Origin of the sequence: Undibacterium sp. JH2W, from assembly GCF_049340425.1 — a bacterium.
GTDB lineage: Bacteria > Pseudomonadota > Gammaproteobacteria > Burkholderiales > Burkholderiaceae_D > Undibacterium.
In genome coordinates, this window is record NZ_JBMPOT010000001.1 from 62,010 (window position 1) to 87,346 (window position 25,337).

Below are 25,337 nucleotides of genomic sequence, written 5' to 3' on the forward strand. Positions count from 1 at the left end.
TCCCCAGCCTGTAAAATTCAGAAAAAACCTGAGGACATACACATGATCAATCTACAACTGGGTGATGTCAGCCATATCATACAACTTGCTATTGCCCCGGTATTTCTGCTGACTGGCGTAGGTACCACGCTCTCAGTCCTGACCAGCCGCCTGGCACGCATCATAGATCGTTCCCGTGTTGCCGAGGAATTACTGCATGGCAATAATAGCCAGGCCGTCAGCCCGGCTGGCCTGGAAGAAGAACTCCATGAACTCTATGAACGCTCTCACCTCATCAATCGCGCCATTACCCTCAGCACTTCTTGCGGTTTGCTGATTTGCCTGGTGATCGCGACTCTGTTCATGGGTGATGCCACCAGCCTGAATCTCGACAAGCTGATTGCCACACTCTTCGTCGCCGGTGTGTTTTCGCTGATAGGCAGTTTCATCTACTTCATGCGCGAGATCTTTGTCGCCACCAAGACCCTGACACGCCAGCGCCAGCTTGGCAGGCGCAAAATCATCGCCCGCGAGTAAAATCCAGCCACATTAAAAAAGCCCCGCCCGTTCATCATGGGCGGGGCTTTTTTTTAGGGAAATCGACTTATCGGCTTATTGTTTAGGCGGTGCCTGCACCAGCACGATGACATCGATCGATGCCGCCGCCGGATTGGCAACGGTAATAGGTTGATAGCTGCCACTGGCGCGGAATACCATCAGGGTATCGCTGGTGACTGTCGGTGCCACAAAGCCGGCATTGCCTGTAGTCGCACCGGCAATGAATACCGTAGGGCCAGCCACTTGCGACCAGCGGTAGTAGATGATATTCGAACCCGTATTCGAAGGCGCATCCACCTTCAGGGTAGCGACACCGCCCGAAGCGACTATCTGTGTTGGTGTATACGAAATCAATGAGATCGGTGGCAAAGGATCAACATAGAAGACCACATCCATTTGCGTAATCGGATCCAGTGAAAAACCACCTGGTGTAATTGCCGAGTTAGAGACATTGAGGGTGAATACAAATGCCGTCCTGCTATCGATGAACTTGGGCAGGGCCGTGCTGGCGACACTGGAGAAAGAATTAAATACTTCTACCACAGGGCCGGATTTTTGTTTCCAGAAATAAAAGATGGGCGTACTGGTATCGACCTTGCCATTCGCATCATATTTGACCGACTTGCTGCCATCCAGGGTAATAGTGGCACCGGCACTGACCACGCCGCCGCTATACGAAATAGGGACTACTGTAGGCTTGATGATGGGCGTGACCGTCACGTTCTGGGTGGCGGTACCGACTTTTTGCTTGTCATCCGTGACCCGGCATTGAAACTTCAGGGTAGACGTCACTGCGACGATAGGCGCGACGAAAGTCGTCGTTGCAGTATCCGTAGTTGCCAGATTGATGGTCGTGCCGACAGCATCGCTGATGACCCATTGGTAGGAATAAGGCTCGCCCGTCGTCGCTGGTGTACCACCACTGCCCGCACAGGTCAGCGTGACTTTGTCACCTGTCGTGGCAGTCAGAGCGCTACCTGCCTTGGCAACCGGGTTGGCCGTGGTCGAGGCTTCCTGCTTCACCAGCAAAGTCGTTGAGGCCTTGATGGTATTGCCTTTGGCATCGACCGCATTCAGGGTCAGCTTATAGGTGTAATCGGCTGTCAGCAAGGTAGGAGGAGCCACTTGCAAGACGCAGGTGGCATCTGTACCAGCCGTGCTTTTTTGTATGCTCTTGCAATCAGCATTGCTGACCGAAGCCAGCGCATTGGCTGACAGCGTCAAATTCTCTACCTGCCAATACATATTGGTGATAACCCCGGCGCTACTGCTGACTTGCCCGGTAAAGTTCAAAGGCGCACCAGTAACCACGGTCAGGGCATCAGGCACGGCTATGGTCATGGGTGTAGCGCCAGAACCATTGTTAGTGCTGCCGCTGCTGCCCGAGCTGCCACTTGAACTGCTACCGCCACCGCAAGCCACCAATGCCAGGCTGGACAAAACGACTAGGGCTGATTTGATTTGCTGATACACGCTGACTCCGATAGCTTGCAAAATAGAGGAATGCTTAACATTGTAGCTTCATGCCAGCAATTGCAATACCTTTAAGCTAAGTGTTGACAAAATGTTTCAAGTTTCCGATAAACATGATTTTTTTTAGAACGACCGTGCAAAAATGAATTAGGTATGGCACTCTAATAAAAAACCGACAAAAACCGGAGACAGCCTATGAACACTTTGCACTACGCCCACTGGCCGCAAGGCTTGCCCCATGAATTACTGGTGCCGCAAGCCAGCGTCTACACCAATTTGCAAGTATCCGCCCTGCGCTACCCCGACAAGGCAGCCATCATTTTCTATGACAGCATCATCAGCTACAGCCAGTTGCATGCAGAAGTGCTGGCGCTGGCAGGCTATCTACAACAAGTCTGTGGCGTAAAAAGAGGCGACCGGGTTTTGCTGAACATGCAAAACTGCCCGCAATTCATCATAGGCTTTTACGCCATCCTGCGCGCCGATGCCATGGTCGTCCCCGTCAACCCCATGCTGATGACGGATGAGCTAAGCCATTACATCGCCGACAGTGGCGCCAAAACCGCACTGGTCTCGCAAGAAATATTCTCACGTCTGCAACCCCTGGTAGGCCAGAGCATCCTGCAAAATGCGATAGTAGCCACTTACTCTGACCATCTGACAACAGCCACCAGCCTGAGCATCCCGGATTTTGTCAAAGCTGAACGTCAGGTGCCGGAGCAGGTTGGCGTCCATAGCTGGCAGACCGCCGTAAGCGCCGGATACCAGCCGCAAGCCCACCTGGCCGGGCCAGAAGACCTGGCCTGCATGCCCTATACCTCAGGCACCACCGGCAAACCCAAGGGTTGCATACACACCCACCGCTCCGTCATTTTCAATTCCGTCGCCAGCCCCACCTGGTCGGGCAGCATAGTCGCCAATCATGTGTCCCTGGCAGTGTTACCCTTCTTTCATGTCACCGGCATGCAGTCGGTCATGAACAGCATGATTTACTGTGGCGGCACCCTGGTCATCCTGCCGCGCTGGGACAGGGATGCCGCCGGGCAGCTTATCACCCGCTATGCGGTCAGCAACTGGACCCTGGTGCCATCGATGATGATAGATTTCCTGTCCAACCCACGCCTGGCTGAATACGATATCTCCCGACTGATCCGGGTCTCCGGCGGCGGCGCAGCCATGCCCGCCGCGATTGCCCAAAAGTTGCTGGACTTGTCTGGCCAGGTCTATATGGAAGGCTATGGTTTGTCAGAAACCATGGCTGCCTCGCACGTCAACCCGCCTCAACGCATGAAACAGCAATGCCTGGGCGTGCCTTATTTCAACGTCGACTCGCGCATCGTTGATCCGACTACCCTGCAAGAAGTCAAACAGGGCGAAACTGGTGAAATATGGATACATGGCCCGCAAGTCTTCCAGGGTTACTGGAATGACCCGCAAAAAACCGCCGACTCTTTCGCCGAACTCGACGGTAAAAAATTCTTCCGCTCCGGCGACCTCGGCTATATGGATGCCGAAGGCTTTTTCTTCTTCACCGATAGACTGAAACGCATGATCAACGCCAGCGGTTTTAAAGTCTGGCCCGCCGAAGTCGAATCCATGATGTACCAGCACCCCGCCATCCAAGAATGCTGCATCATCGCCGCCCACGACGCCTACCGCGGCGAAACCGTCAAAGCCGTCATCGTCAAAAAACCTGGCAGTGAAGTAACGGCCGAAGACATCATGAGCTGGGCCCACGACACAATGGCTGCCTACAAGGTGCCAAAGTTCATCGAATTTGTCGACAGCCTGCCCAAGTCAGGAACAGGTAAAGTCATGTGGCGCACGCTGCAGGAGCAAGAGGCGGCGAAGGTTAAATAAAAATCCTGCAACTGGATGGATTTACTGCTGCCTTAGGCTTGTTCATGAGCTTCGATACCCAGTGCTAAGGCTTTGCCCTAAGCCAGGAAATATGCGAAGCTTCGATCGATCCATCCAAAGATTCTTCAAAAAGGCTTGCAGCATGTCTATCAGCGATTTGTACCCGAGAAGCAGTCACGACCATGAAAGAGTACTAGCCGTCATTGCAGCTGGTCCAAAAGCAGCAGAACCCATGCTCGAAGTCCTGTTTATGTGGCTACAAGATATAAATTATCCCATCGCCATGCCGATTGCTGACTTTCTCATCACAGTCGGAGATCCACTCATCCCGCATATCAAGAAAATACTGCGCTCTAACGATGACATGTGGATATATTGGGTCCTGCAATATGTCGTGGAAAGGCTGAGTCCAGAACACATCCATGCACTGAAACCTGAACTCCATCAATTAGCAACCATGGCTGAAAATGATATCGTCGCGACCCGTATTGGAGCATCTGCCGGAATATGGGAACAAAAAACCATGGACTGGATGCTCGACAACAAGATACGCGCGTATGAAGAATTTCTGCTTGAACTTAAAGCACTTAAAACCAGGAACTCGCCTGAATAGCCAGTGGAGGGTAGGGGCGATTAGCAATCGCGTAATCGCCCGTCTAGTTGAAAATGTATGAATGTTGGACCTGACCCCGCTCTCTTCGCTCTCTCGAAAAACCTAAAACCAAGAGCGCTTACATTTTCCCGCGCTTTTATTGGTCGCTAACTCTGCATCAACTGTCTGGCTCAGGCACAACTATTCGGTGGCACTGCAATACGCATGGTTTGGTCAGCGCCGCCGTCGGGGTTGTAGGTGTACAGGTATTCAATGGTGACCTTTTTTTCCAAAATGATTTTCATGGAGCCGCCGCAGATTTGGCTGATGGCGGTGGATTTGAAGAAGTCAACTTTGCCTGGGTCAATGCTAAAGCCGCGGTCCATAGTGTAATTGATGCGATAGATTTTACTGCCGGCGTCATACTCGACCTTGGTGGCAGTAGTGACATTGTCGATTTTCTTGGGCAGATCCTGGTTGGCCTTGGCGGTGGCGGCAGCCATGAGCTGGTCGACGTTTTCCCTGAACATGACTTTCTGAACGACTTTGGGCACGAAAATGAGGATGGCGATGACGCCGATGACTTTGACTACTTTGGACAATTGAAGACTCCGGTAAGTGTGACGACAAGCTGGCGAAAATATGGCAAGAACGAGGTGACAATGTGGCAACTGATTCGACGAGGCAAATCACGCCAAAGCGGTGACAGTGTGGCTTGTTCCACCTGATTTTTCTATTTCTTTTCTATTTCTTTTCTATTTCTTTTCTATTTCTTTTCTATTTCTTTTCTATTTCCTTTCCATTGTACTTTAACCAAGTTCTTTGGTACATGCTCACCAGGCCGCCAGGCCCGTTTCTTTGGCATTGCCGGGTAAAGTGACTGTGGGATGCAAAAAAATATTAAAGCAAATGTCATTGTTTTTTCATAAAAAAAGTCTACATTAAGAAAATGTTAACTAATTTTCATGGCGACAAGCCAGGGCGTTTTTTCACATTGACCAGCAGTTTTTTCTCACAACGGGGACCATCATGAATTTTGCAGGCAAGGCTTTACCACTACAACAAAATGCGCTCGATGAGATTATCGGCAATCTCGGCTGTGATGGCGCGTCGCTCTGGTCGGTGATCGCGGTGGAGACTTCAGGCCAGGGGTTTTGGGCCACAAAGAAACCAGCCATCCTGTTTGAACGCCATTTGTTCAGCAATAAGACTGGCCACATTTATGACAACAGCCACCCTGACATCAGCAACAAAGAAGCCGGTGGCTATGGTGCCTCGGGTGAGCATCAATATGCCCGGCTGAATACAGCGCTGGCGCTCAACCCGGACGCGGCACTGGCAGCAACTTCATGGGGCCTGGGGCAAGTGCTGGGCGAGCACTGGAAAGATCTGAAATACCCCAGCCTGCAACAATTTGTCAGTGACATGCAGGAGTCTGAAAGCAAGCAAATGCTGGCCATGGCGAAGTTTATCCAGCACTTCGGTCTGGCCAATGACCTGAAAGCACGTAACTGGTCTAACTTTGCCCGCAAATACAATGGCAGCAACTATGCCATCAACCATTATGACACCAAGCTGGCGCAACACGACGAGCTATTCAAGAAAGGCCCCCTGCCCGACTTGCGCATCCGTGCTGCCCAGTTGGCACTGACTTATTTAAGCCTGACAAATGGCAAATTTGACCCGCATGGCGTGGACGGCTGGATGGGCCGCATGACCAGCGCCGCCCTTGCCGAATTCCAGCACAGCAAAGGGCTGACTGCCAGCGGCACGCTAGACAATGCCACTTACACAACCCTGATGACAGCGGCCAATCTGAGCTGAGGGATTTGCCCAAAGACTGACCAGCACTTGTAGGTGAGAAAAAACTGGCAAGCCTGGCTAGCAAAAAAGCAGCATTCAGGCGGCGCCATCACTGGTGCCGTTTTTTATGCAGCCGGGGATATAACTCAGCAGCGTGTTCGTTCTTAGAACCTGTTCACAAAGCTGGGGGCCAGTCTTATTTCACACATTTCTTTAACATGGAATTGTCGTAATGCAAGATCCAACCCCAATTTTTTTGTGTAACTCCTGCCCTAGTCATCATCGTCGTAGTCAAACACGCCTAAGAATCTGACTTTGTCTGACATCTTCTTTTTTGTTTGGCTTTCATCAAAAGAAAAATTCAATTGCATCACTACCCAGGCTACTTCATTGATACCAATGGCTTGAGCTGATGAACAAGCATTACTGCCAAAAGATTCATTGTATGAAAGTTGATTAACTAAGTTTCCAATTGCATTCGTTTTCCCATTCAGGGCCGGGATACACTCCTGAAAATCAAGATCATAGAAATCCACGCCACAAAGGTCTTTAAGCAAATCGATATCGCTGCGCTGATGTTCTAACCCAACCCAGATGGAAACCACCCCATCCTTTTCATTTTTGCTCATCAAACTGTCCTTTCCGATAAATTTTGCATGTATTCATGGACATTATTTTCATTGAAGCGAACCATATCAAAACCAAAATTGCTGCAAAGATTTTTCTGCAAGTTCTGCAGCAGGCCTTTATCTGCGAAATAAATGCCGTCTAGATCTTCCACATCCAGCGCTGAAGGCACTAAGCCATATGGCGTTTTTTTGAAGTAATCAAAAATATTACGTTTATCAGCTTCGCCTACTAAGCTTGATTCGATAACATAAGCAAGTGCGTCTATGCCCAAGTATCTCGACAAGAATTCAATGTCGACAAAATAACTCACCTGGTCTATCAATCCTGAAAGCTCTGGGCGAATATTTGGGCGGACTAACATTCCCACCCAAAAATCATTTTGCAAACTTTCCCATAAAAATGGTGTGCTCAAAATGAAATCCAGCACATATTGATGATGCCAATTCAGGTTCATTTGATGCTGTAAAATTATTCCAAAATCAAACTTTTCCAATTCATTAGAATATTTTCTGAAATAGGAAATCCCCACTGCATCCGATGTCCCATAGCCGTCATACATAGACGTCAACAGTAAAGAAAGTCTCTTTATTTTTTTCATTTTCTCATTACCTAAACAAGTTTTATTTATGAAATTTTTTCCCAGTCGATCCCTTTCACACTTGAGTGCATATAAATCCTGGCGGGGTGATTATCTTAATAAAGAAACCTCACACTTAACACAAGCCCTATTCTCATCTATCCCCAAAAATCCATATTCATTATTGCGCATAACACTCTCACCGCCCATCTTTTTCCTCCAAGATAAAACCTCATGCTGACCCCGAAGCCAGCAGTAAAAATATCTGGAGGACGACCATGCGAGTCTGTATAGGCAAGTATAAATTCATCTGCACAATTTTGCTGTTCATCGCTGCAAGCACTGGCTACACAGCCAGGCTGGCATTTGCCGCGGAACCACAAAAAATCTTCTACATACGCCCGGTCCCCGATAACGACGATCCCTATCTACAACAAGGCAGCGACGGCATCAAACAGGCGGCGCAGATGTACCAGATGCAGGCCACTACCCTGGCCAGCCAGGCTGACCGTGCGGGCAGGCAAAAACAGCTGGAAAACGCCATCAGGCTGGGGGCGAATATCATTGTCATGATAGGGTATGAATTCAGGGAATTGCTGGATACTGTGCCGCACACTGCGCCGCATGTGCGCTTCGTGATGCTGGAACAATGCATCAGCAATCCACCACCTAACCTGCTCTGTATCAGCTTTCGCGAAAGCGAAGCCAGCTACCTGGCGGGCATGGAGGCGGCGCTGGTGTCGGCCAATGGCAAGATAGGTGTCATCGGTGCAGTGAAGTCACCGCTAAAACAAAAGCCTGTCGATGCCTTTATCGCCGGTGCAAAGTCAGTCAGGCCGGATGCGGACTTGAGCCATATCGTCTGGATAGAAGGCAGCCAGCCCTTCAATGACACAGCACGTGCCGAGGCGCTGGCGAAGAACATGCTAGCCGATGGTGTGGATATGATTTATGCGGCCGCTGGCAGCAGCAATAATGGCGTATTCAAAGCGCTTGCTGGCAACAACAAGGCGCGGGCCATAGGCAGTTATGTCAACCAGTGCCCCAGGACTGCGGGCAAGGTTATCGATAATATGCAGGTGCATGGTGATACTGCCATCAGCCTGGCGGTCGCTGCCATCCTGGGTGGATCAACTGCAACCAGGATAGAATATGGTTTGAAAGAAGGCGCAGTATCGCTGACCGGCATCAGCACGGATGCAGCATATTCCGATTGCGATATCCTACGCCAGCGGGCTGTGCTGCAAAAACTGCGTGAAGCCAGTCAGGCGATTATCAAGGGCAAGTTGAAAGTGGAATAGGCGTATTCAGTCTTACTTTTTGTCTGACCACAAAGTCCCGCCAGAAGCCCAGTCTTCACGTTTCACTTCCTGGATGATGATATCCACAGCGTCGAGAGAACAACCCAGGGTCTGGGCGCTGGCTTCGGTAACAGCTTTGACGAAGGCACGCTTTTGTTCCAGCGTGCGGCCTTCAAACATTTGTACATTGATGGTGGGCATGGCTTTTCCTTGAAAGGTATTGAACAATACCCACCATCATAAATCAGTTATGCACGGCTTGTCGCTGATGCACCAGCTTACCTGCTGCATAAGTTGCGGCTACCGTTCTGTCGTCCCCCAGCATTGCCAGCGCAAACAGCAATTCATCAAGATTCTCTGTATGCCCGGTACGACGAGCCAGCAAAGGCGTGGCCTGCGGGTCAAGCACGATGAAATCGGCTTCTGCATCCTTGACGAAATTACCTATCGTGCCTTCTAGCTGCATGCTGCGTGCGCCGCCCAGGGTTGCCAGGTAAAACATGCGCAAGGCTGGCAGGTAAGTACCGCCAAGGCGGGCCATTTTATAGGCTTCATTCATGGTGCGCAACATCGAGAATGAAGTGCCGCCACCGACATCGGTTGCCAGTGACAGGCTGACTTGTTGGGCATCGGCACGTTCAAAATTGAACAGGCCGCTGCCAAGGAAGAGATTGGATGTCGGGCACATCGCCACTGCCGATTGCGTTTCTGCCATGCGCGCACGGTCGGCATCGTCGAGCCAGATGCAATGACCGTACATGGCACGCGGGCGCAGCATGCCGTACTGGTCATACACATCGAGATAACTGCGTGCTTTTGGATACAGTGCTTTGACCCAGGCCACTTCATCGGTATTTTCTGCGACATGAGTCTGCAGGAAGGTATCGGGATAAGCCTGTGCCAACTCGCCCGCCAGCTGCATTTGTGCGTCGCTGGATGTAGGTGCAAAGCGCGGGGTGATCGCATATAACTGGCGGCCTCGCTTATGCCATTTCTTGATCAGGGTTTCGCTGTCGCGTATGCCACCTTCGGCAGTGTCACGTAAAAACTCAGGACAATTCCTGTCCATCAAGACCTTGCCCGCCACCATGCGCAAATTGCGTGCTTCACTCTCAGTGAAAAAGGCTTCGACGGATTCTGGATGGACGGTGCAATACACCATGGCTGTCGTCGTGCCTGAGCGCAGCAATTCATCAATGAAAAAATGCGCGACCTGGGCGCTGTGGTTGATGTCTGCAAACTGGCGCTCAGTCGGGAAGGTATAAGTCTCCAGCCAGGGCAGCAAACCGGGCGCTGGCGAGGCGATCATGTCAGTCTGGGGGTAATGGATGTGGGTATCGATAAAACCCGGCACTATGAGTTTGCCGCGGTAATCGATGACCTCTGTCCCTTCAGGCAGGCTGGTATGCAATTGCGCATATTCGCCGGCGGCAACGATCTTGCCGTCTTCAACGATCAACAGGCCATCTTCATGCCAGGCATAAGCCTGTTCATGAAAGGCAGGGTCTTGCTGGAAATGCAGCACACTGGCGCGGTAAGCTTGCAGCGTGTTTTTATTTGAAATATTGCTCATCGTGGTCTTTCTGAATTCTTGTCTTGCAGGCGCAATCAAGCCAGACCACGACTTGTTCATCAAGTCTGCCGGTCTGGCATCACATTCGCATTGATCTGGTGGGTGCTAAGCGCTAACAGCGAGAGTTTAACGCTTAGCCAGCAAGTGTCGTTCATCTGGGACCATTTTTTCTGTCTGTGCGGCAGCAGAAACATGCTGCCCTGCCTGTGTACCTATGCGTGCCAGTACGCGGTTCAATTCTTTTTGTTGCTGGATGTCCTGCTCTTCCCAGACCTGCAAGAGCTGGGCGACTACTGAGGCGGCTATGACTGCCGGTTGCTTGCCGTGTATGCCGGGCAGGCCTATAGGGCAGACCATGTCATTGAGGCGGGTAGCCGGTATGCCACGTTCCCGCAGGCGGCGTTCAAACTGTACGCGCTTGGTTTGTGAGCCTATGAGGCCAAACCAGCCCACATCCGGCAGGCGCAGGATATGTTCAGACAGTTTTTGATCCAGTGCATGACTATGTGTGAGCACCAGAAAGGATGTGCCCGGAGCTGCTTTGGCGATCAGGGCCTCTGGTGTATCCGTCGCTTCTACCGTGACATTGGCTGCCAGCCTGGTAGGGAACATGTCTTCGCGTTCATCGACCCAGGTGATACGGCAAGGCAAATCAGCCATGGCACGCACTATAGCAGCACCGACATGGCCTGCGCCAAACAACATCAGGTGGGCACGGTAAGCGAGGCAGGAATCCAGCAGCCAGCGCTGGCCTGCTGCATCAGTCAAGACCTGACAGGGATTGCTGGTATCCATTTGCACCGGCAAACCCGTGGGCCAGGCCGGGCCTGTCAGGTGGGTACCATTGGCATCGCACAGGCTTGGCTCTTGCGCACTGTCCAGCGCCAGCAAACGCCAGCTGTCCTGCCCCAGACGCCAGCGCTGGTTCAGGCAATTCAGATAAGCCAGGCTGTCAGCCTGTACGCGTTCAAAAGCCAGGTGCACGACACCACCACAGCATTGACCCAGGCTGGGACCTAGGGGGAAGCGTTCAAAGCGGCGCTGGGCGGCAAGCTGGCTTTCCGGCATGGCCAGCATGCTGCGGGCGATTTCTGTTGCCTTCATTTCCAGATGGCCGCCACCTATGGTGTCGAATAATTCATCTGCGGTGACCAGCATCTTCGCACCCGGTTCACGCGGGCCGGAACCCAATACCGTAGCAACCGTCACCAGTATCTTGGGTGCGGCTTGTGTGGCAATTGCATTTAACCAAAGCTTCATGATGAACTCGCTTGTCTGACTTTATGTCTGACTTTATCTTAGCTGGCCGCAGCCATGGCCTCTACGCCATTGATGGCCGACAAAATCGCTTCACTGGTTGCCGGTGCATTCAGCGGCGGGTTATAGCGGTAATCTGCCACGCTGGCAATCGCATCACGTATCGCGAAGAAAACAGAAAACGGCAACAGCAGCGGTGGCTCACCGACGGCCTTAGACCTGTGTATGCTGTCTTGCACATTGCGGTTCTTGAACAGGCTGACGCGGAAGTCTTCAGGGCAATCAGAAATTGCCGGTATCTTGTAAGTCGAAGGTGCATGCGTCATCAGCTTGCCACTCTTGTTCCACCATAATTCTTCTGTGGTCAGCCAGCCCATGCCCTGTATGAAAGCACCTTCTACCTGGCCGATATCGATGGCGGGGTTCAGTGAGTTACCGGCATCGTAAAGAGCATCGGCACGCAGGAGTTTCCATTCACCGGTCAGGGTATCGACGATGACTTCAGATACCGAGGCACCATAGGCATAGTAAGAGAAAGGATTACCGCTCATGGTCTTGGGGTCCCAGTGCAAACCCGGTGTCGCATAAAAACCATCAGACCACAATTGCACCCGCGCCAGATAAGCTTTTTGTACCAGGGCTTCAAACGGGATATCGAGGCCATTGACACTGACTAGGCCCGCCGCAAAGCGTATGTCTGCCAGTTCACCACCATAAGTCTTTACTGCAAATTCAGCCAGGCGCTGGCGCAGGGTATGCGCGGCGTTTTGCGCGGCCTTGCCGTTCAGGTCAGCTCCAGTCGAAGCAGCCGTGGCCGAGGTATTCGCAACCTTGCTGGTGTCAGTGGCGGTAGCACGCACCTTGTCCAGGTTCAGGCCCAGTTCATGGGCGACTACCTGGCAGACCTTGGTATTCACGCCCTGCCCCATTTCACAACCGCCATGGTTGACGAGCACCGAGCCATCGGTATAGATGTGTACCAAAGCACCAGCCTGGTTCAGATGAGTGACGTTAAAGGCGATACCAAATTTAACCGGCGTCAGCGCCAGGCCTTTTTTGAGAACGAGGCTGCTGGCATTGAAAGCCTTGATGTCAGCACGGCGCTGTTGGTATTCACTGCTGGTTTCGAGTTCTGCCACCAGTTCATGAATGACGTTATCGACCACCTTCTGGCCGTACTGTGTAACGTTACGACCCTCTGCGTCATTGCGGCCATAGAAATTGATCTTGCGTATTTCAAGCGCATCCTTGTTCAGCTCGCGGGCGATATTGTCGACGATGTACTCAATCGCAATCGCCCCTTGCGGGCCACCAAAACCACGGAAGGCGGTATTCGACTGGGTATTGGTCTTGCCGCACATGGCGCGGATATCGACATCACCAAGGTAGTAGGTATTATCGAAATGGCAGACTGCGCGGGTTGCGACTGGCGCTGACAGATCGGCAGAAAAACCGGCACGCGAGACCATCTCTACCCTGGCGGCAATGATGCGGCCTTCGTCGTCATAACCGACTTCATAATCGTAATGGAAGCAATGACGTTTGCCTGTCACCATCATGTCGTCATCACGGTCGGCACGCAGCTTGACAGGTCGTTTCAGATGCACCGCAGAGATCGCTGCCGCTGCTGCCCACAATGCCGATTGTGACTCCTTGCCACCAAAACCACCTCCCATGCGGCGGCACTCAACCACGATGTTGTGACTGTGTACGCCAAGCGCGTGGGCAACCACATGCTGCATTTCGCTGGGGTGCTGGGTAGAGCACAAGACCAGCATGCCACGATCTTCTTTAGGTATCGCGTAAGAAATCTGGCCTTCGAGGTAGAACTGTTCTTGCCCACCTACATACAATTCACCCTTGACGCGGCGCGGTGAACGCTCGAACGCAGCCTGCGCATCACCACGCTGCAAACGCATAGGTGGCAGGACGAAGGACTGGGCTTTTTTTGCTTCTTGCGGTGTCAGTATCGCCGGTAATTCTTCATAGACTATCTCAGCCTTGCGCACGGCACGGCGCGCATTGTCATGCGTGTCGGCGACGACGATGAAGATGGGCTGGCCCACATATTCAACCAGGCCTTCTGACAGGATAGGGTCATCATGGATGATGGGGCCGCAGTCATTGGTGCCCGGGATATCCTTGGCGGTGTATACCGCCACGACGCCACGTGCGCTTTTGACTGCATCAAAATTCATGGACACGATATTTGCATGCGCCTTGGACGACAAGCCAAGTGCCGCATGCAAGGTGCCCTGCACTTCCGGGATATCGTCGGTATAACGTGCCTCACCCAGCACATGCAGGATAGCCGATTCATGCGGATGTGATTTGCCCACCTCGGCCCAGTCTGCATTATCTTTGGCAAGGTTTTTGTCGGTCAGGAAAGCTTCAGTTTGGGTATTCATGTTTTCTCCTGAGCTTAAGCTGTGACGGTGACGGGGGCAAAGACATTGATGGCCTGCAGTTTCAGCGGCGCATCGGTGCGTGTCTCCAGCCAGAAACGGCGCAAGAGATTTTGTGCTGTCTGCATGCGGTAGGTATTGCTGGCACGCATATCGCTCAGTGGTGTGTAATCCTGCGCCAGCATGGCCATGGCATTTTTCACTGTCGCTTCATTCCAGGCTTGCCCATTCAAGGCTGCTTCGGCCAGTGGTGCGCGGCGTGAAGTGGCGGCCATGCCACCGAAAGCGATATGCGCATCACGCACGATGTCACCATCCAGGTTAATTGCAAAAGCGGCGCAGACGGCAGAGATGTCCTGGTCATAACGCTTGGCGAGTTTATAGGTGCGGAATTGCTGTCCGGCTTTGGGCAGAGGTATGCGCACGGCAGCGACGAATTCGCCGGGCTGTATATCCTTCTTCATATAGTCGAGGTAAAAACTCTCGAGCAACAGCCCACGCTGGCCGCGCACACTGTGCAAGACTATCTCAGCGCCAAGGGCGATCATCCACGGTGCAGAATCACCGATAGGTGAACCATTGGCGACACTGCCACCGAGCGTGCCGGTATTGCGTATCGGTTGTGAAGCAAAGCGCTGCCACATCTCGGTCAGCTCATCCGGATAATGCTGGCAGACCGCGCCATAGGCGTCATTCAGTGACACGGCAGCACCTATCTCCAGCATGTTATCCACAGTCTTGATGTGTTTTAACTCATCAACTTCACGCACATAAATGATATCGCCGAGGTCGCGCATTTGCTTGGTCACCCACAGACCGACATCGGTAGAACCCGCCAGTATGGTGGCCTTGGGGTTGGCTTCACGCACCTCAGCCAGTTGCTGCAAAGTGCGCGGTGCAAAGAAAGTCTGGCCATCAGCCGTATAGCTGAACATCTCGCCACGCTGCAGACCTTGCAGGCCGCTGATGACAGCCACACGGTCAAACTCAGCCGCAGGTAATTCACCCATGCGCTTTGCCGCATCAATGATGGGGCGGTAACCTGTGCAACGGCATAGGTTGCCAGACAGGGTTTCGTCTATCTCCTTGCGGCAAGGCGGAACAGTGTCGCCTTCTTTTTTCAGGTACAGGCTCCACAGGGACATGGCAAACCCTGGTGTGCAAAAGCCGCATTGCGAACCATGGCATTCCACCAGCGCCTGTTGCACAGGATGCAGTTCACCATTCTTTTGTTGCAAGTCTTCTACCGTAAACACGGCCTTGCCATCAAGCGTAGGCAGGAATTGTATGCAGGAATTCACCGACTGCAATTCCAGCTGACCATGTTTCATTTCACCAACGACAACTGTACAGGCCCCACAATCGCCCTCGGCACAACCTTCCTTGGTGCCGGTGCAATGCAAGTCTTCACGCAAATGCTGCAAGAGCGTACGCGTAGGCGCAGCATTGCTTACCTGCTGGATGTGGCCTTGGTAGTAGAAACGAATAGGGTCAGACATGAATGCTCCGGTATGAAATTCTTATGGGGCGAGGTTAGCATCCGTGGCGCTGACATCTATATGCATAAAATGATGTTGACTATCCGCAGAAAAAAATATGAGCACCCGCCATGCTTTTACCGGGCCTGTTTGCCCCTGAACATGGAGATTTGCTATTAGTTTCAGTATAGGCAGTTTGCCGGGATTCGTCCAAAACGGGCTAATACATCAGCTTTTTGTGGGAATTTGGGAGTTTTCAGGCTAAAAAGCCTGACTGTAGGGAATAGTCATCTCCCCTGGATCGCGTAGACCCAGGGAAATTACAAGATGCTGTTTATGGCAGGGGACGCGCAGAGGCCAGGTCCTGTTCTATACTGTTAATGAGGCGCGCCGCACGGGCGCGGTCACTCTCACCCGGCGTGGGCTCCAGGGGGATATCGGGGATATTGGCCATGACTTCATCACTGCCATCCTTACGCAAGCGCACACAATCCGGTGCCTGAAAACTGAGTTTTGAATGTGGCAAGGTGATAGGACGTATGGCCTGCATATTGCCGCAGCCGGAACCACCGGTAATAGTGCCTATCGTTTTGGCCACGCCATTATCTTTCATGATGGCAACAAAAGCTTCTGCAGCCGAACCTACTCCGCGATCAGTCAATACATACACCAGACCAGTCCAGCTGCCACGATATTTGTCAACATTGGCGGGCCAGTACATATGGCCGACATAGTCGGTTTCTGTCTCGGGCGTCACTGGCAAGTAAGCATAAGGGCCACTGGCAAAACCTACCCTGCCCAGGTTAGAACAGCCTTCAGCCTGCCATGGCCTTTGTTCTTGCCATACCCAGGATAAATCGCAGGAGCGTGTGGACATGTCTGCCTGCGCTTTCTCAAACGTCGCCATCGCAGCCTGCATGCCAGCTCTTTGGGTCGTCTTGGCATAGGCAGCATCATCATGGACCTTGCGCATGCCTCGTAATTCTTCCTCCAGATAAGCATGTGCTATCGGCCCTGCTGCCATTAGTAAAGGAGCTGAACGCACGGGCGCGGCCGTCAATAAGCGCGCGGTCCAGTCGCCAAAATCATTACCCCCACCATTACCACCTACGTCGACGATGAGCGCTTGTACGCCAGCGGTTTTCATGCGTGCAAGATGACTGGCGAGCACATCAAACCAGGCATCCGCCATGGCGCTTTTAAGTTTGCGCACATTGACAGGCTGCTTGGCTGCAACCAGGGTGTTCCAGGCATAGCTACACAAGCCTGGATTTTCAATTTCGCGAAAACGGGGTATGCGCAGGATACCTAGCTTCCCGCCTTTTTCCGTTGTCATGATGCCCGCTCGAAAAGCCTGTGCTACGCCATCAGAAAAAAGTGAAAATCCCGGCAAGCTCTCAACAGGCAAAGAAAATTGCACTCGACCAGTAGAGCCAACACCAATGGCAGCGCAAGCGTTTTCCATGCTCATATTGTCGATGGCAACAGTAGCTGGCTCATTGTCAGTGCCAGGTTTTGCCGTGCCGTCCTGGCGTGCGGCCAAACGCAAATGCCCATCGTGGAAGGCATCGATGAAATTGCGCAAGACTGCTCTGGCCTGCTCGTCACTTCCTGCCAGTGCCAGGGCTTTTTGTGTATACAAATCGAGTTGTGGCAAATTGACCTTGCCCTGGGGCGTGGCAAACCAGGCCAGATTTGCATACTGTTTTTGCAGTTGCTGTTTTAAAAAAACATAATCTGCCTGCCATCCCTTCAAGTCAAAAGCTACGGCAAGCGGTGCTGCGCCCGGGCTTGTCGTTAATGTTGAAGTTGCTGCATGTGCGACAGAAAATGCAGGAAAATTGGCACAAATAAATGCCAGAGAAAAAAACAAGTGCCTGGCTTTAGGCCAGCTGCCTTGCGGTGAAACACTGATAGACATAGCTTATATCCTATTCAAAACCCAAAAACAGGTAGCCCTACTTTAAAGGTAAAATACCTGCTCGTCTTTCCCATAATTAGCGTTTTTTCCTGGATTAGCATCCTTACTCCCTCATACTATTTTCTAGCCAGGTAAAAGCCAGACATGCAAACCGGACTACAGCTCCACCTTTCAAATTATCCGGCACTGGCCAGTTTGGAAGAGCATGTGCATACTGAAACCTCGTTTTGCCTGGTCATCGCAGGCAGCTATCAGGAAAACATACGTTCACGTGTTTCTGAACATGTCAGAGGTGATTTGCTGGTATGCCCCAGTGCCACGCCCCATGCCCAATTGATAGGAGCAAAAGGCGCACGCAAATTGATTTTCACTGCCAGCCAGATCGCCCAGGATTATTTGACTGAGCGCGGTATCAAACTGGATCAGGCACCATGTTTGCGTTCAGAAAAATTCCTGCAACTGGGTTCACGGCTGCTGTCAGAATTGCGCAATGAAGATGCTTACACTGCACTGGCAAGAGAGGGCCTGGCATTGGAACTGATAGCACTGTTTGCACGAGAAAAAGAATGCACAGGGCAAACCCGTGAACCAGCATGGTTAAAAAGCGCGCGTGATTACATACATGACAAATGCGAGCAAAGCATCTCGCTGGAGCATATCGCCAGTGAAGTCCATCACCACCCCGTACATCTGGCCAGGGAATTCAAGCGGTATTACGGCATGACCATAGGCGAGTATCAACGACAGATCAGGGTAGAACTGGCAGCACGCCTGCTCAAAGAGGGCAAGTTACCCTTATCAGAAATTGCACTGGCTTGCGGTTTTGCCAGCCATGCCAATCTGTGCCGCAGCTTCAAGGCAGCCTATGCCATGACGCCATCCCAATACCGCCTGCAATTCTGAGGTTCAGCGTGTAGCAGGCTTGATGTAAGATACATGGCGAAAGCGTAATGCCGACCAATCCTCATCTATCGCCACCATCCTCACCGTATCAAAGCCAGCTGCCTTGATCACATCCCAGCCAGTATCACGGTTGAATTCGCATTGATACTTTTTGGACGAAGCTTTGGGATAGACAAACCATAACAAGGCATCGCCATGCACCAGCTTGCTCAGGGCCAATGAGACTTCATCAAGCTCTTGCTGCTTGCTGACAAACACTAAAGCGTAGCTTATTTGTTTAACAGCAGACAATTTCCTCAGCACCTTGACACCCGTCAAAGCAGCAATCTCTGGTTCAAAAGAAGCTGCTGCATTTAAGATCAGGATTTCGTTCTGGTCCTTCAGGTTCAATTTCTTAAAAATGGCAGACATATCACTCCTGGATTTATAACTGTTCAGCCAGCTCACGGATTTTGCGCATAGTCAGGAAATTAGGCAAGAAGCGCCAGATGGCGACTGCAATAATCAAGGCCGGTATCCAGTAGAAATTAATCAAACGAAGAAACAAGGGTACTCCCACCAGGGCGATGACCACGAAAATCTGCATTTCCTCGCCTATCCAGCCCTGGTTTTCCATGCGTCTGGCAGCCAGTTTATCAAGCAAACGGGATATTTTTGCGGCTAGGTGCTCTACTCTTAAAGCAGCCTTCCTGGCGTCTTGCCATGCCAGTTCAGTGCTGGCGGAGGCACGCAGCTTTTCCAGCAATGCATAGTATTCATCCAGCGCAGCATAGAGATTGTCAGCCGCACTGGCAGGCAAGAGACTGTCCGTAGCGGCCACGCGTATGGCCTTGATGCTGCGCATAACCTCTTGCTTCATGGCCACTGCCGCATCCTGATCGGATGTGCGTTGCCAGGCCTCGGCTTTTTGCTGGCGTTCTACGGCCTTTTGCGCCTCGGGCAACATGGCTTCCAGCACCAGCAAGGATGCCACTGGCATTTGCTCTATCTCACCCAGCACAGATAACCAGGGACAGTAGGCTTTCAGGCCCGCATAGGCAATGACCAGACGTTTGCGCAGGCGCTCTGGCCAGCGCTCATCGTAGGCCAGTGCCAGAACGCGCGCATGCAATTTGTGCAAGGGTGCGCTGTCATCCGTCTCCAGGCCATACATGAGCTTGTCGACATTGGTATATTCGCCAGGCAATTGCTTGCTGGCATAGTCTTTCATCAAGCCAAAAGCCTCTTGCCAGGCTTGCTGTATCTGTTTGCAGCAATGCTGCCACTTTTGCACGATGCTGGCGACTTCCTTGTTACCGGCATCGGCATAGGTTTCCAGCACGCCATAGTTATACAACTGGTTCAACCAGTTACTGGCAGCTTCTTCACCTTTCAGTGAACGATTGGCATAGCTGAGTATAGCCGGTAGCTCTATGGTTTCACCACGCCAGACTGGCGGTATGCCAGGAGCCAGATGCAGGATGATGCGCAAGAGCTGCACATCGACCGAGAGTTTTTTATCCTGGCGCATGTCGAGCAAAACCCGCACCGCATTCTGGTCTTTTTGCACATCGCGGAACCAGGCCAGTAATTGCGCATTCGAGATATCCCTGACGCCATCGTCCCAATTGCGGGTCAGCGCCACCGCCAGTTGTTCGCGGGTATGGCAAAGATATTGCCCCAGGTGATAAGGTTCGCGAAAACCGCCCATGGCCATGGTTTCCACCGCGTCTGGCAAACTGGCATCCCGCGCCAGCCAGCGCATGATCTGCTCGTCGCCCCAGCGTTTCTTGGGGTCGCGCAAGAGCAGGCCGCGCAGCAGCTTGCGCAGATAAGTGTCCGCTACTGCATTGAGTTCCAGCTCGCGCGTGGTCAGATGATGCAGGATCACCGCTTCTGACAAACCAGCGAAGGGATGCTGGCCCAGAGCCAGCTCCAGTACGATCATGCCCAGCGCCCAATAATCTGCCTTGGCATCGATGACGCCGGACAGGCTTTCTGGCGAAGCATAGGGCAAGGTGCGCGCCGTGCCAGTCAATCTTTGCGTCGCATCCAGTACGGAGGAAATACCAAAGTCCGTCAGTATCAAATCCAACGGTTGCAGCGTGCGCAACAGTATATTTTCTGGCTTGAGATCACGGTGGATAAGTCCGGCTTTATGCACACTGGCGATGGCAGTCGCCAGCTCACGCACTATGCTTTCCAGCATGGCCGCATCGATTTTTTTGTTTTGCGCGAACTGCCTTAATGATCCCAGGGCGCAATACTCCATGAGCTCATAGGCATGACCATCAGAGACACCGGCTTCCAGCACAACCACGCAATGCTCAGCCGGTACTGCTTTCAATCTCTCCCTGACTTCTGATTTGCCATGTATGCCATGGCGATATATCTTGGCGACGCGCTGTATCGCAGATGCGTTTTCCTGTACCAGTAACAGCTCTGCCTCTGCCCCCAGGGTGGGCAGGTGATGCAGTATTTTATAACGCTCACGCAGGGCTTGCGGCAGTGATAGCAGGCTATGGATTTCGCTACTATCTGGCGTAGCTGCTGCGCCCTCCTTGATCAGCGGGCGATTGCAATACAGGCAAAGCTCGCTACCTGGCGGATTGCTTTGTTCGCAATCTTCATAACTGCAAATTAATTCTGCTGCGCTGGCTACGGCTTGCTGTATTTCGATTGCAGGTTCAGTCTGCTCGCGCTTTTCCATCAAATCCACGCCTGACAGCAAAGTGCCGCAAACGCAGCGCATGACTTCAGGCGCGTTTTCGGTTTCACAGGCGGGGCAGCGACGTATGTAGATCTGACTCACTCAGGGTCTCCAACTGACGCTATCAAAGCTCAGGCCACGGCTGGCACATAATTGTTCCAGCGCCTGCATGTCGCCACGCGCTGGTATGCCTACATACCAGACACGCTGGCCATCTATCATGGTCTGTATGCGCTTGTCCTGTTCATCTATGGGGGCATCAACATAAGTCTGCATGCGTGCCCTGGCACGCTCTGACAAGAGTACCAGAGGCTGATTGGCTGAGCCACGCCAGGCCTGGGTCAGCGGCTTATTGGCGATAAACGGTTCGGGGATCAGGGCATCGAGTTTTTGCAGCAAGCCTGCATGCTTTTTTTGCAGGGTCGCCAGTGGATAACCGCTATAGCAGAGTATGTCAAAATCCATCCCTGCACTACTGCGCCAATGATGCAGACCATCCAGCAAGGCATGCAGGGCCCTGGGCTGCTCGAATGGTTCGCCGCCTGAGATGGTGATGCCATCAAATTGCCCGGCACTGACTTCGCGGCACCAGCTCAGCAAACCCGCGACTGTCATTTCCTTGCTGCCATCCCTGGCCCAGGTATCTTGCGAGACACAGCCCTTGCAGCCTATGCTGCACCCCTGTACCCATATACCTATGCGCCGCCCTGGCCCTAGTACGGTGACGGGGAAATGCGCTTTATTGATGGCAATATTCATGCTAATTGCAGGCTCAGGCTGATGACTTTATCGGCTTCGGTAATCGCTGTCACCGTGACGCGCTGCTTGCCTTCCAGTTCTTGCTCAAACAGGGCGCGCGACAGAGGATTGATGAAATTTGATTCCAGCTGGTTGCCAACACCACGGCCCCCATTGCTAAGATCGCGTATGCAACGTGCCAGCAATTCATCACGTACCGTCGCTGGCATGGCCAGTTGCAGGCTGAGTTCTTCCTGCAAACGACGCGCCACATTGCGCAGCATGCCATCAAAAATTTTTGCGGCGACTTCAGCAGAAATAAAATCAAAAACCACGATATTGTCACCGATGCGGTTCAATAATTCTGGCCGTGACAATTTGAATTTGAAGTAATTTCCTATGGCTTCACGCACCTTGAATTCCACGGTTTCATAACTGTCACCAGGTTTCACATTCTGGCTGCGATTACCCTGCTTATCCTCAACATAAATACCCAGGTTAGAGGTGAAGATCAAAATGGTTTCCGAGAAATAAGCGGTGTCACCACGGCCATCGGTGAGGCGACCATCTTCTAGTATCTGTAAAAATTTATCGAGTATGCGCGGATGGGCTTTTTCGATTTCATCGAAGAGCACGACAGAAAAAGGTTTTTGCCTGACGGCGTTGGTGAGTTCGCCACCTGCTTCAGAGTCAATAAAACCAAGCTGCGCACCCAGCAACCTGGCACTGGTATGTTCTTCTGAAAATTCACTCATGTCAAAACGTGAGTAAGCAGCTTCATCACCAAACACCAGTTGCGTCAGGGTCTTGGCCAGCTCGGTTTTACCGACGCCAGTAGGACCAGCAAAAAACAAAACCCCGCGTGGCCTGCTACCAAGCGAGCGTGTCTGCGCGCCCGTCAAGCTCATGACTGATCGTTTCAAAATATCCAGGGTCTTGATGACTGCAGGGCGTTGGCCCTTGACGCGGTCTTCGATAAAATTTTCAGCATCGCGTATTTTTTTACGCAGATATTCCTTACGCCAGGGGTTATCCAGCACCCCAACCTTGTAGCAGCGTACCGCATCTTCTATATCGCCGATAGCCAGCTTTTGCCGGTCTGCCAGTTCAGTGATATCTGCCAGGGCAGACAGGGACATGCCATCTGTTCCTTCAGTAAAAGTTTTGACGAATTGAGTACGAACATTGGCTTGCGCATCGGCAAACCCGGCAAACAAGGGTGCCAGTTGTTGTGCGGCAGCCTGGCGCATTTCAAAATCTGGCTTGTTGATATGCAGAGTTGCAATTCGCTCGCTATCGAGCGTAAACCAGGATGGCAAATCTTGCGCACGGTTCACCAGCCAGAGTATGGGATTGTATTGCGGCAACCCACCGTTCTGACGTGGCACTATGGCAGTAGCATTGAGAGAAATTTTTTCTGCAGCGACAAAAAAGCGATGTTCAGCCTCGCTCAATTGTTCGGCTTTGCGGGTAATCCTTGAGGCGAAATCCAACACCAGGGCGCAACGCACTTCGCGTTCAGCACTGAGTTTTTTCATGAGTTTGTTCAGGCTTTCGAGGCTCATTTGCTGGCCACCGTCTGCCAGCTTCACGTCAAACAGACGAGCTGCCAAATCACGTTGTGCAGCTTCGTCGGGATAGACACGCAAGCCATCCACGGTATCGTAGACCAACAAAAGACTGTAGTCCTGGCGTTTTAAAAATTCCCACAATGCTCTGTTAAAGGGTACCAGGGTGGCACTCGCGGATGCGATATCAAGAGGCAATAAAAAACTGTCACGTATGCTGCCAGAAACCACATATTGAGATCGTATAGGCAGCAAGCGCTGCAAGTCTTGCAGCCAGCGTATGTCAGGTACATTCATGGCAATTTATTGCTACGTTGTTGTTTGTGGCTGTCGACTTGTTCTTCTTCTGCAAATCGCGGCAGCTTGTCTTCCACGACCAGTTGCACCGGTAATTCTCCAGCCTGTAATAGTCGCGTCACTTGCATATGTATGCCATGCGCCTCAAGAGCCGCCATCAATGCCGGAAACTCGCTGCACCAGCGGTCTTCTGCCAGATGGTCAAGTACGCTACGTTCATTTTCACCCTGCTGGACGGCGCGTATGACATTGAAATTGGCTTGCCCGGTCTTGGCATCGATGCGCATGCGCACCATGTATTTGTCCCAGCTGTTGCGGCGAAAGTGGACTATGCCGCCGGCTACAAACAAGGTGTGGGATATTTCTTCGACCTGGTAACCCAGGTCTTTCAAAGTCTGCTTGAGTATCAGGGCCTGGGCCTCATCTACCTGACGTTTTTTCTCGGTTTCCAGCAGATTCTGGATCTGCAGGCGCAAATCACTGGCAAGCAGATCCGCTCGCTCACCAGGCAGGGATAATTCCAGCTCTCTTGCCAATTGCGTAATATGTTCTGGTAATTGTGGCAGGTGGGTGATACGTTTCAGCAAGCGCGCCAGGCGGTCTTGCGGCAAGGTTGCACTGCTGGCCGCCCCAACATCAAGATCTGCCTGATCAACCAGGGCATGAGCCCGGTTGGCCGACTCTTGCAAGAGGACAGGTCTTAACTCATATACCAGTGCTTGCAAGTTATGCAGATAAGCGATGATTTCTTGCTCATCCGTCCCTTGTGGAGCTGGAGGACGAATGGACAGTATTTGATCATTACAGCCTATTTTTTCAGCCAATGCCATTAAGTCGGCATAATCTTGTTGTGTCGTTTGCAATTGCTGCTGCAAAGCATGTTGACCCAAGGCGGTGGCCGCATGCAAGCGCTCTTGCAGAATGTTTTGTTGCTCATTCTGTTGTGTGCGCAAGAGATCGGCATTTTGATGCGCCTGAGCCACTGCCATGGCGGCACGTATGCCTGCTGCCGACAGCAAAACCCTCATTGCGTCGGCTCTTGTCAAGACGGTGGTAGGACCGCTCATAAGCCCTGTTCAGGAAGTTGCAGGAATACATAATATAGCATGCGCAAGAAAACACTAGCCAAGTGCTACTGCTTGCCGCCTTACTGGAACACGCAATACCCGGCAATCAACCAGCGCTGACCGACTTTGACGAACTTGAATTCCGCTTCCCATTGATAAGGTGAAACCACGGTAACACTGGCTTTATCACCATCGAGCTTGATAGCCTTGGCCTTGATTTTCTTGATGAAAGCAGGCTTGTACTCATATTCCTGGGCGCAAAAGAAGATATCCATATCTTCCGTCTCCATCAAGGGCCCACGGCCATCCCTGGCCATCTGGGCAAACTCAGCATCGGTATACGCCTGGAACTGTTGCTGGTACTTGCCGTAATAACGCTGCAGTGCCGCTGGGAAATCGGGCGCAAAATAACCGGAAGCCATGAACTTGCCACTGAAAGCCTTGAGGTTTTTGGTATCAAGCTGGAATTTCTTGCTGCCAGGAATATCTTTGATTTGCGGCTGCAGGGCAGCAACCTGCTTACCGTTTTTTAAGGCCCAGCCATAAAAACCCTGCACGCCTGTCATCAATGCCTGTTCATCCTGGCTTGTTGCTACAGCCAGGGGTGCACTGCTCAATAAGGCAACAATCAGGGCTAGACTCAGGCTGGTTTTCATATGGCTGTGTTT

At 52.1% G+C, this 25,337-nt stretch carries 22 protein-coding genes; 6 read left to right on the top strand and 16 right to left on the bottom strand.

The window, feature by feature from the left end; genetic code table 11:
- Nucleotides 1-45 precede the first annotated feature (45 nt).
- A complete protein-coding gene (locus tag ACO0LC_RS00245; protein ID WP_423000191.1) occupies nt 46-516 on the top strand; it encodes a DUF2721 domain-containing protein in 471 nt (156 codons plus the stop codon).
- Between the two features lie 75 nt (nt 517-591).
- On the opposite strand, the gene ACO0LC_RS00250 is transcribed toward ACO0LC_RS00245, so the two are convergent.
- On the bottom strand, nt 592-2,010 hold the full coding sequence (locus ACO0LC_RS00250; RefSeq protein WP_422999439.1) for a PKD domain-containing protein: 1,419 nt from the start codon (nt 2,008-2,010) through the stop codon (nt 592-594).
- Between the two features lie 195 nt (nt 2,011-2,205).
- On the opposite strand from ACO0LC_RS00250, the gene ACO0LC_RS00255 reads away from it, so the two are divergent.
- The gene (locus ACO0LC_RS00255; protein WP_422999441.1) at nt 2,206-3,870 is read left to right on the top strand and encodes a long-chain fatty acid--CoA ligase; all 1,665 of its coding nucleotides are present in this window, start codon (nt 2,206-2,208) and stop codon (nt 3,868-3,870) included.
- 142 nt (nt 3,871-4,012) lie between these two features.
- Complete coding sequence (locus ACO0LC_RS00260; protein WP_422999443.1) at nt 4,013-4,483, top strand: DUF5071 domain-containing protein; 471 nt, start codon at nt 4,013-4,015, stop codon at nt 4,481-4,483.
- A 170-nt stretch (nt 4,484-4,653) separates the two neighbouring features.
- On the opposite strand, the gene ACO0LC_RS00265 is transcribed toward ACO0LC_RS00260, so the two are convergent.
- Entirely contained in the window at nt 4,654-5,064 is a 411-nt protein-coding gene (locus tag ACO0LC_RS00265; RefSeq protein WP_422999445.1) for a hypothetical protein, read from the bottom strand.
- Nucleotides 5,065-5,491: 427 nt separating this feature from the next.
- On the opposite strand from ACO0LC_RS00265, the gene ACO0LC_RS00270 reads away from it, so the two are divergent.
- A complete protein-coding gene (locus ACO0LC_RS00270) occupies nt 5,492-6,286 on the top strand; it encodes an N-acetylmuramidase domain-containing protein (protein ID WP_422999447.1) in 795 nt (264 codons plus the stop codon).
- Nucleotides 6,287-6,537: 251 nt separating this feature from the next.
- On the opposite strand, the gene ACO0LC_RS00275 is transcribed toward ACO0LC_RS00270, so the two are convergent.
- The gene (locus tag ACO0LC_RS00275) at nt 6,538-6,894 is read right to left on the bottom strand and encodes an immunity 22 family protein (RefSeq protein WP_422999449.1); all 357 of its coding nucleotides are present in this window, start codon (nt 6,892-6,894) and stop codon (nt 6,538-6,540) included.
- On the bottom strand, nt 6,894-7,493 hold the full coding sequence (locus ACO0LC_RS00280; protein WP_422999451.1) for a hypothetical protein: 600 nt from the start codon (nt 7,491-7,493) through the stop codon (nt 6,894-6,896). Before ACO0LC_RS00280 ends, ACO0LC_RS00275 begins: the two co-directional genes overlap by 1 nt.
- 257 nt (nt 7,494-7,750) lie before the next feature.
- Between ACO0LC_RS00280 and ACO0LC_RS00285 the strand changes: the two genes are divergently transcribed.
- Nucleotides 7,751-8,773, top strand: coding sequence for a BMP family ABC transporter substrate-binding protein (locus ACO0LC_RS00285; RefSeq protein ID WP_422999453.1), 1,023 nt, complete (start codon nt 7,751-7,753; stop codon nt 8,771-8,773).
- A gap of 12 nt (nt 8,774-8,785) precedes the next feature.
- Here the strand turns inward: ACO0LC_RS00285 and ACO0LC_RS00290 are convergent, their stop codons facing one another.
- The 6 genes from ACO0LC_RS00290 to ACO0LC_RS00315 form a co-directional block, all read right to left on the bottom strand.
- On the bottom strand, nt 8,786-8,974 hold the full coding sequence (locus ACO0LC_RS00290) for a 4-oxalocrotonate tautomerase (RefSeq protein WP_422999455.1): 189 nt from the start codon (nt 8,972-8,974) through the stop codon (nt 8,786-8,788).
- Between the two features lie 43 nt (nt 8,975-9,017).
- Complete coding sequence (gene guaD / locus ACO0LC_RS00295) at nt 9,018-10,346, bottom strand: guanine deaminase (RefSeq protein WP_422999457.1); 1,329 nt, start codon at nt 10,344-10,346, stop codon at nt 9,018-9,020.
- Nucleotides 10,347-10,472: 126 nt separating this feature from the next.
- Complete coding sequence (xdhC, locus tag ACO0LC_RS00300) at nt 10,473-11,606, bottom strand: xanthine dehydrogenase accessory protein XdhC (RefSeq protein WP_422999459.1); 1,134 nt, start codon at nt 11,604-11,606, stop codon at nt 10,473-10,475.
- Nucleotides 11,607-11,644: 38 nt separating this feature from the next.
- Entirely contained in the window at nt 11,645-14,011 is a 2,367-nt protein-coding gene (xdhB, locus tag ACO0LC_RS00305) for a xanthine dehydrogenase molybdopterin binding subunit (protein ID WP_422999461.1), read from the bottom strand.
- Nucleotides 14,012-14,025: 14 nt separating this feature from the next.
- Nucleotides 14,026-15,507, bottom strand: coding sequence for a xanthine dehydrogenase small subunit (xdhA, locus tag ACO0LC_RS00310; RefSeq protein ID WP_422999463.1), 1,482 nt, complete (start codon nt 15,505-15,507; stop codon nt 14,026-14,028).
- A gap of 313 nt (nt 15,508-15,820) precedes the next feature.
- Nucleotides 15,821-17,407, bottom strand: a complete 1,587-nt coding sequence (locus ACO0LC_RS00315) for a S41 family peptidase (RefSeq protein ID WP_422999465.1) — start codon at nt 17,405-17,407, stop codon at nt 15,821-15,823.
- 144 nt (nt 17,408-17,551) lie between these two features.
- On the opposite strand from ACO0LC_RS00315, the gene ACO0LC_RS00320 reads away from it, so the two are divergent.
- Nucleotides 17,552-18,310, top strand: a complete 759-nt coding sequence (locus ACO0LC_RS00320) for a helix-turn-helix transcriptional regulator (RefSeq protein ID WP_422999467.1) — start codon at nt 17,552-17,554, stop codon at nt 18,308-18,310.
- A gap of 3 nt (nt 18,311-18,313) precedes the next feature.
- Here ACO0LC_RS00320 and ACO0LC_RS00325 read toward each other — a convergent pair whose 3' ends face one another.
- The 6 genes from ACO0LC_RS00325 to ACO0LC_RS00350 form a co-directional block, all read right to left on the bottom strand.
- A complete protein-coding gene (locus ACO0LC_RS00325; protein WP_422999469.1) occupies nt 18,314-18,721 on the bottom strand; it encodes a hypothetical protein in 408 nt (135 codons plus the stop codon).
- 13 nt (nt 18,722-18,734) lie between these two features.
- Entirely contained in the window at nt 18,735-21,101 is a 2,367-nt protein-coding gene (locus ACO0LC_RS00330) for a protein kinase domain-containing protein (protein ID WP_422999471.1), read from the bottom strand.
- Nucleotides 21,102-21,758 carry a 4Fe-4S single cluster domain-containing protein gene (locus ACO0LC_RS00335; RefSeq protein ID WP_422999473.1) on the bottom strand — a complete coding sequence of 219 codons (657 nt, stop codon included), beginning with the start codon at nt 21,756-21,758 and terminating at the stop codon, nt 21,102-21,104.
- Nucleotides 21,755-23,602 carry an AAA family ATPase gene (locus ACO0LC_RS00340; protein WP_422999475.1) on the bottom strand — a complete coding sequence of 616 codons (1,848 nt, stop codon included), beginning with the start codon at nt 23,600-23,602 and terminating at the stop codon, nt 21,755-21,757. The genes ACO0LC_RS00335 and ACO0LC_RS00340 overlap by 4 nt, the downstream gene beginning before the upstream one ends.
- Complete coding sequence (locus tag ACO0LC_RS00345; protein WP_422999477.1) at nt 23,599-24,669, bottom strand: hypothetical protein; 1,071 nt, start codon at nt 24,667-24,669, stop codon at nt 23,599-23,601. The genes ACO0LC_RS00340 and ACO0LC_RS00345 overlap by 4 nt, the downstream gene beginning before the upstream one ends.
- Before the next feature lie 80 nt (nt 24,670-24,749).
- Entirely contained in the window at nt 24,750-25,325 is a 576-nt protein-coding gene (locus tag ACO0LC_RS00350; RefSeq protein ID WP_422999479.1) for a hypothetical protein, read from the bottom strand.
- Nucleotides 25,326-25,337: the final 12 nt, after the last annotated feature.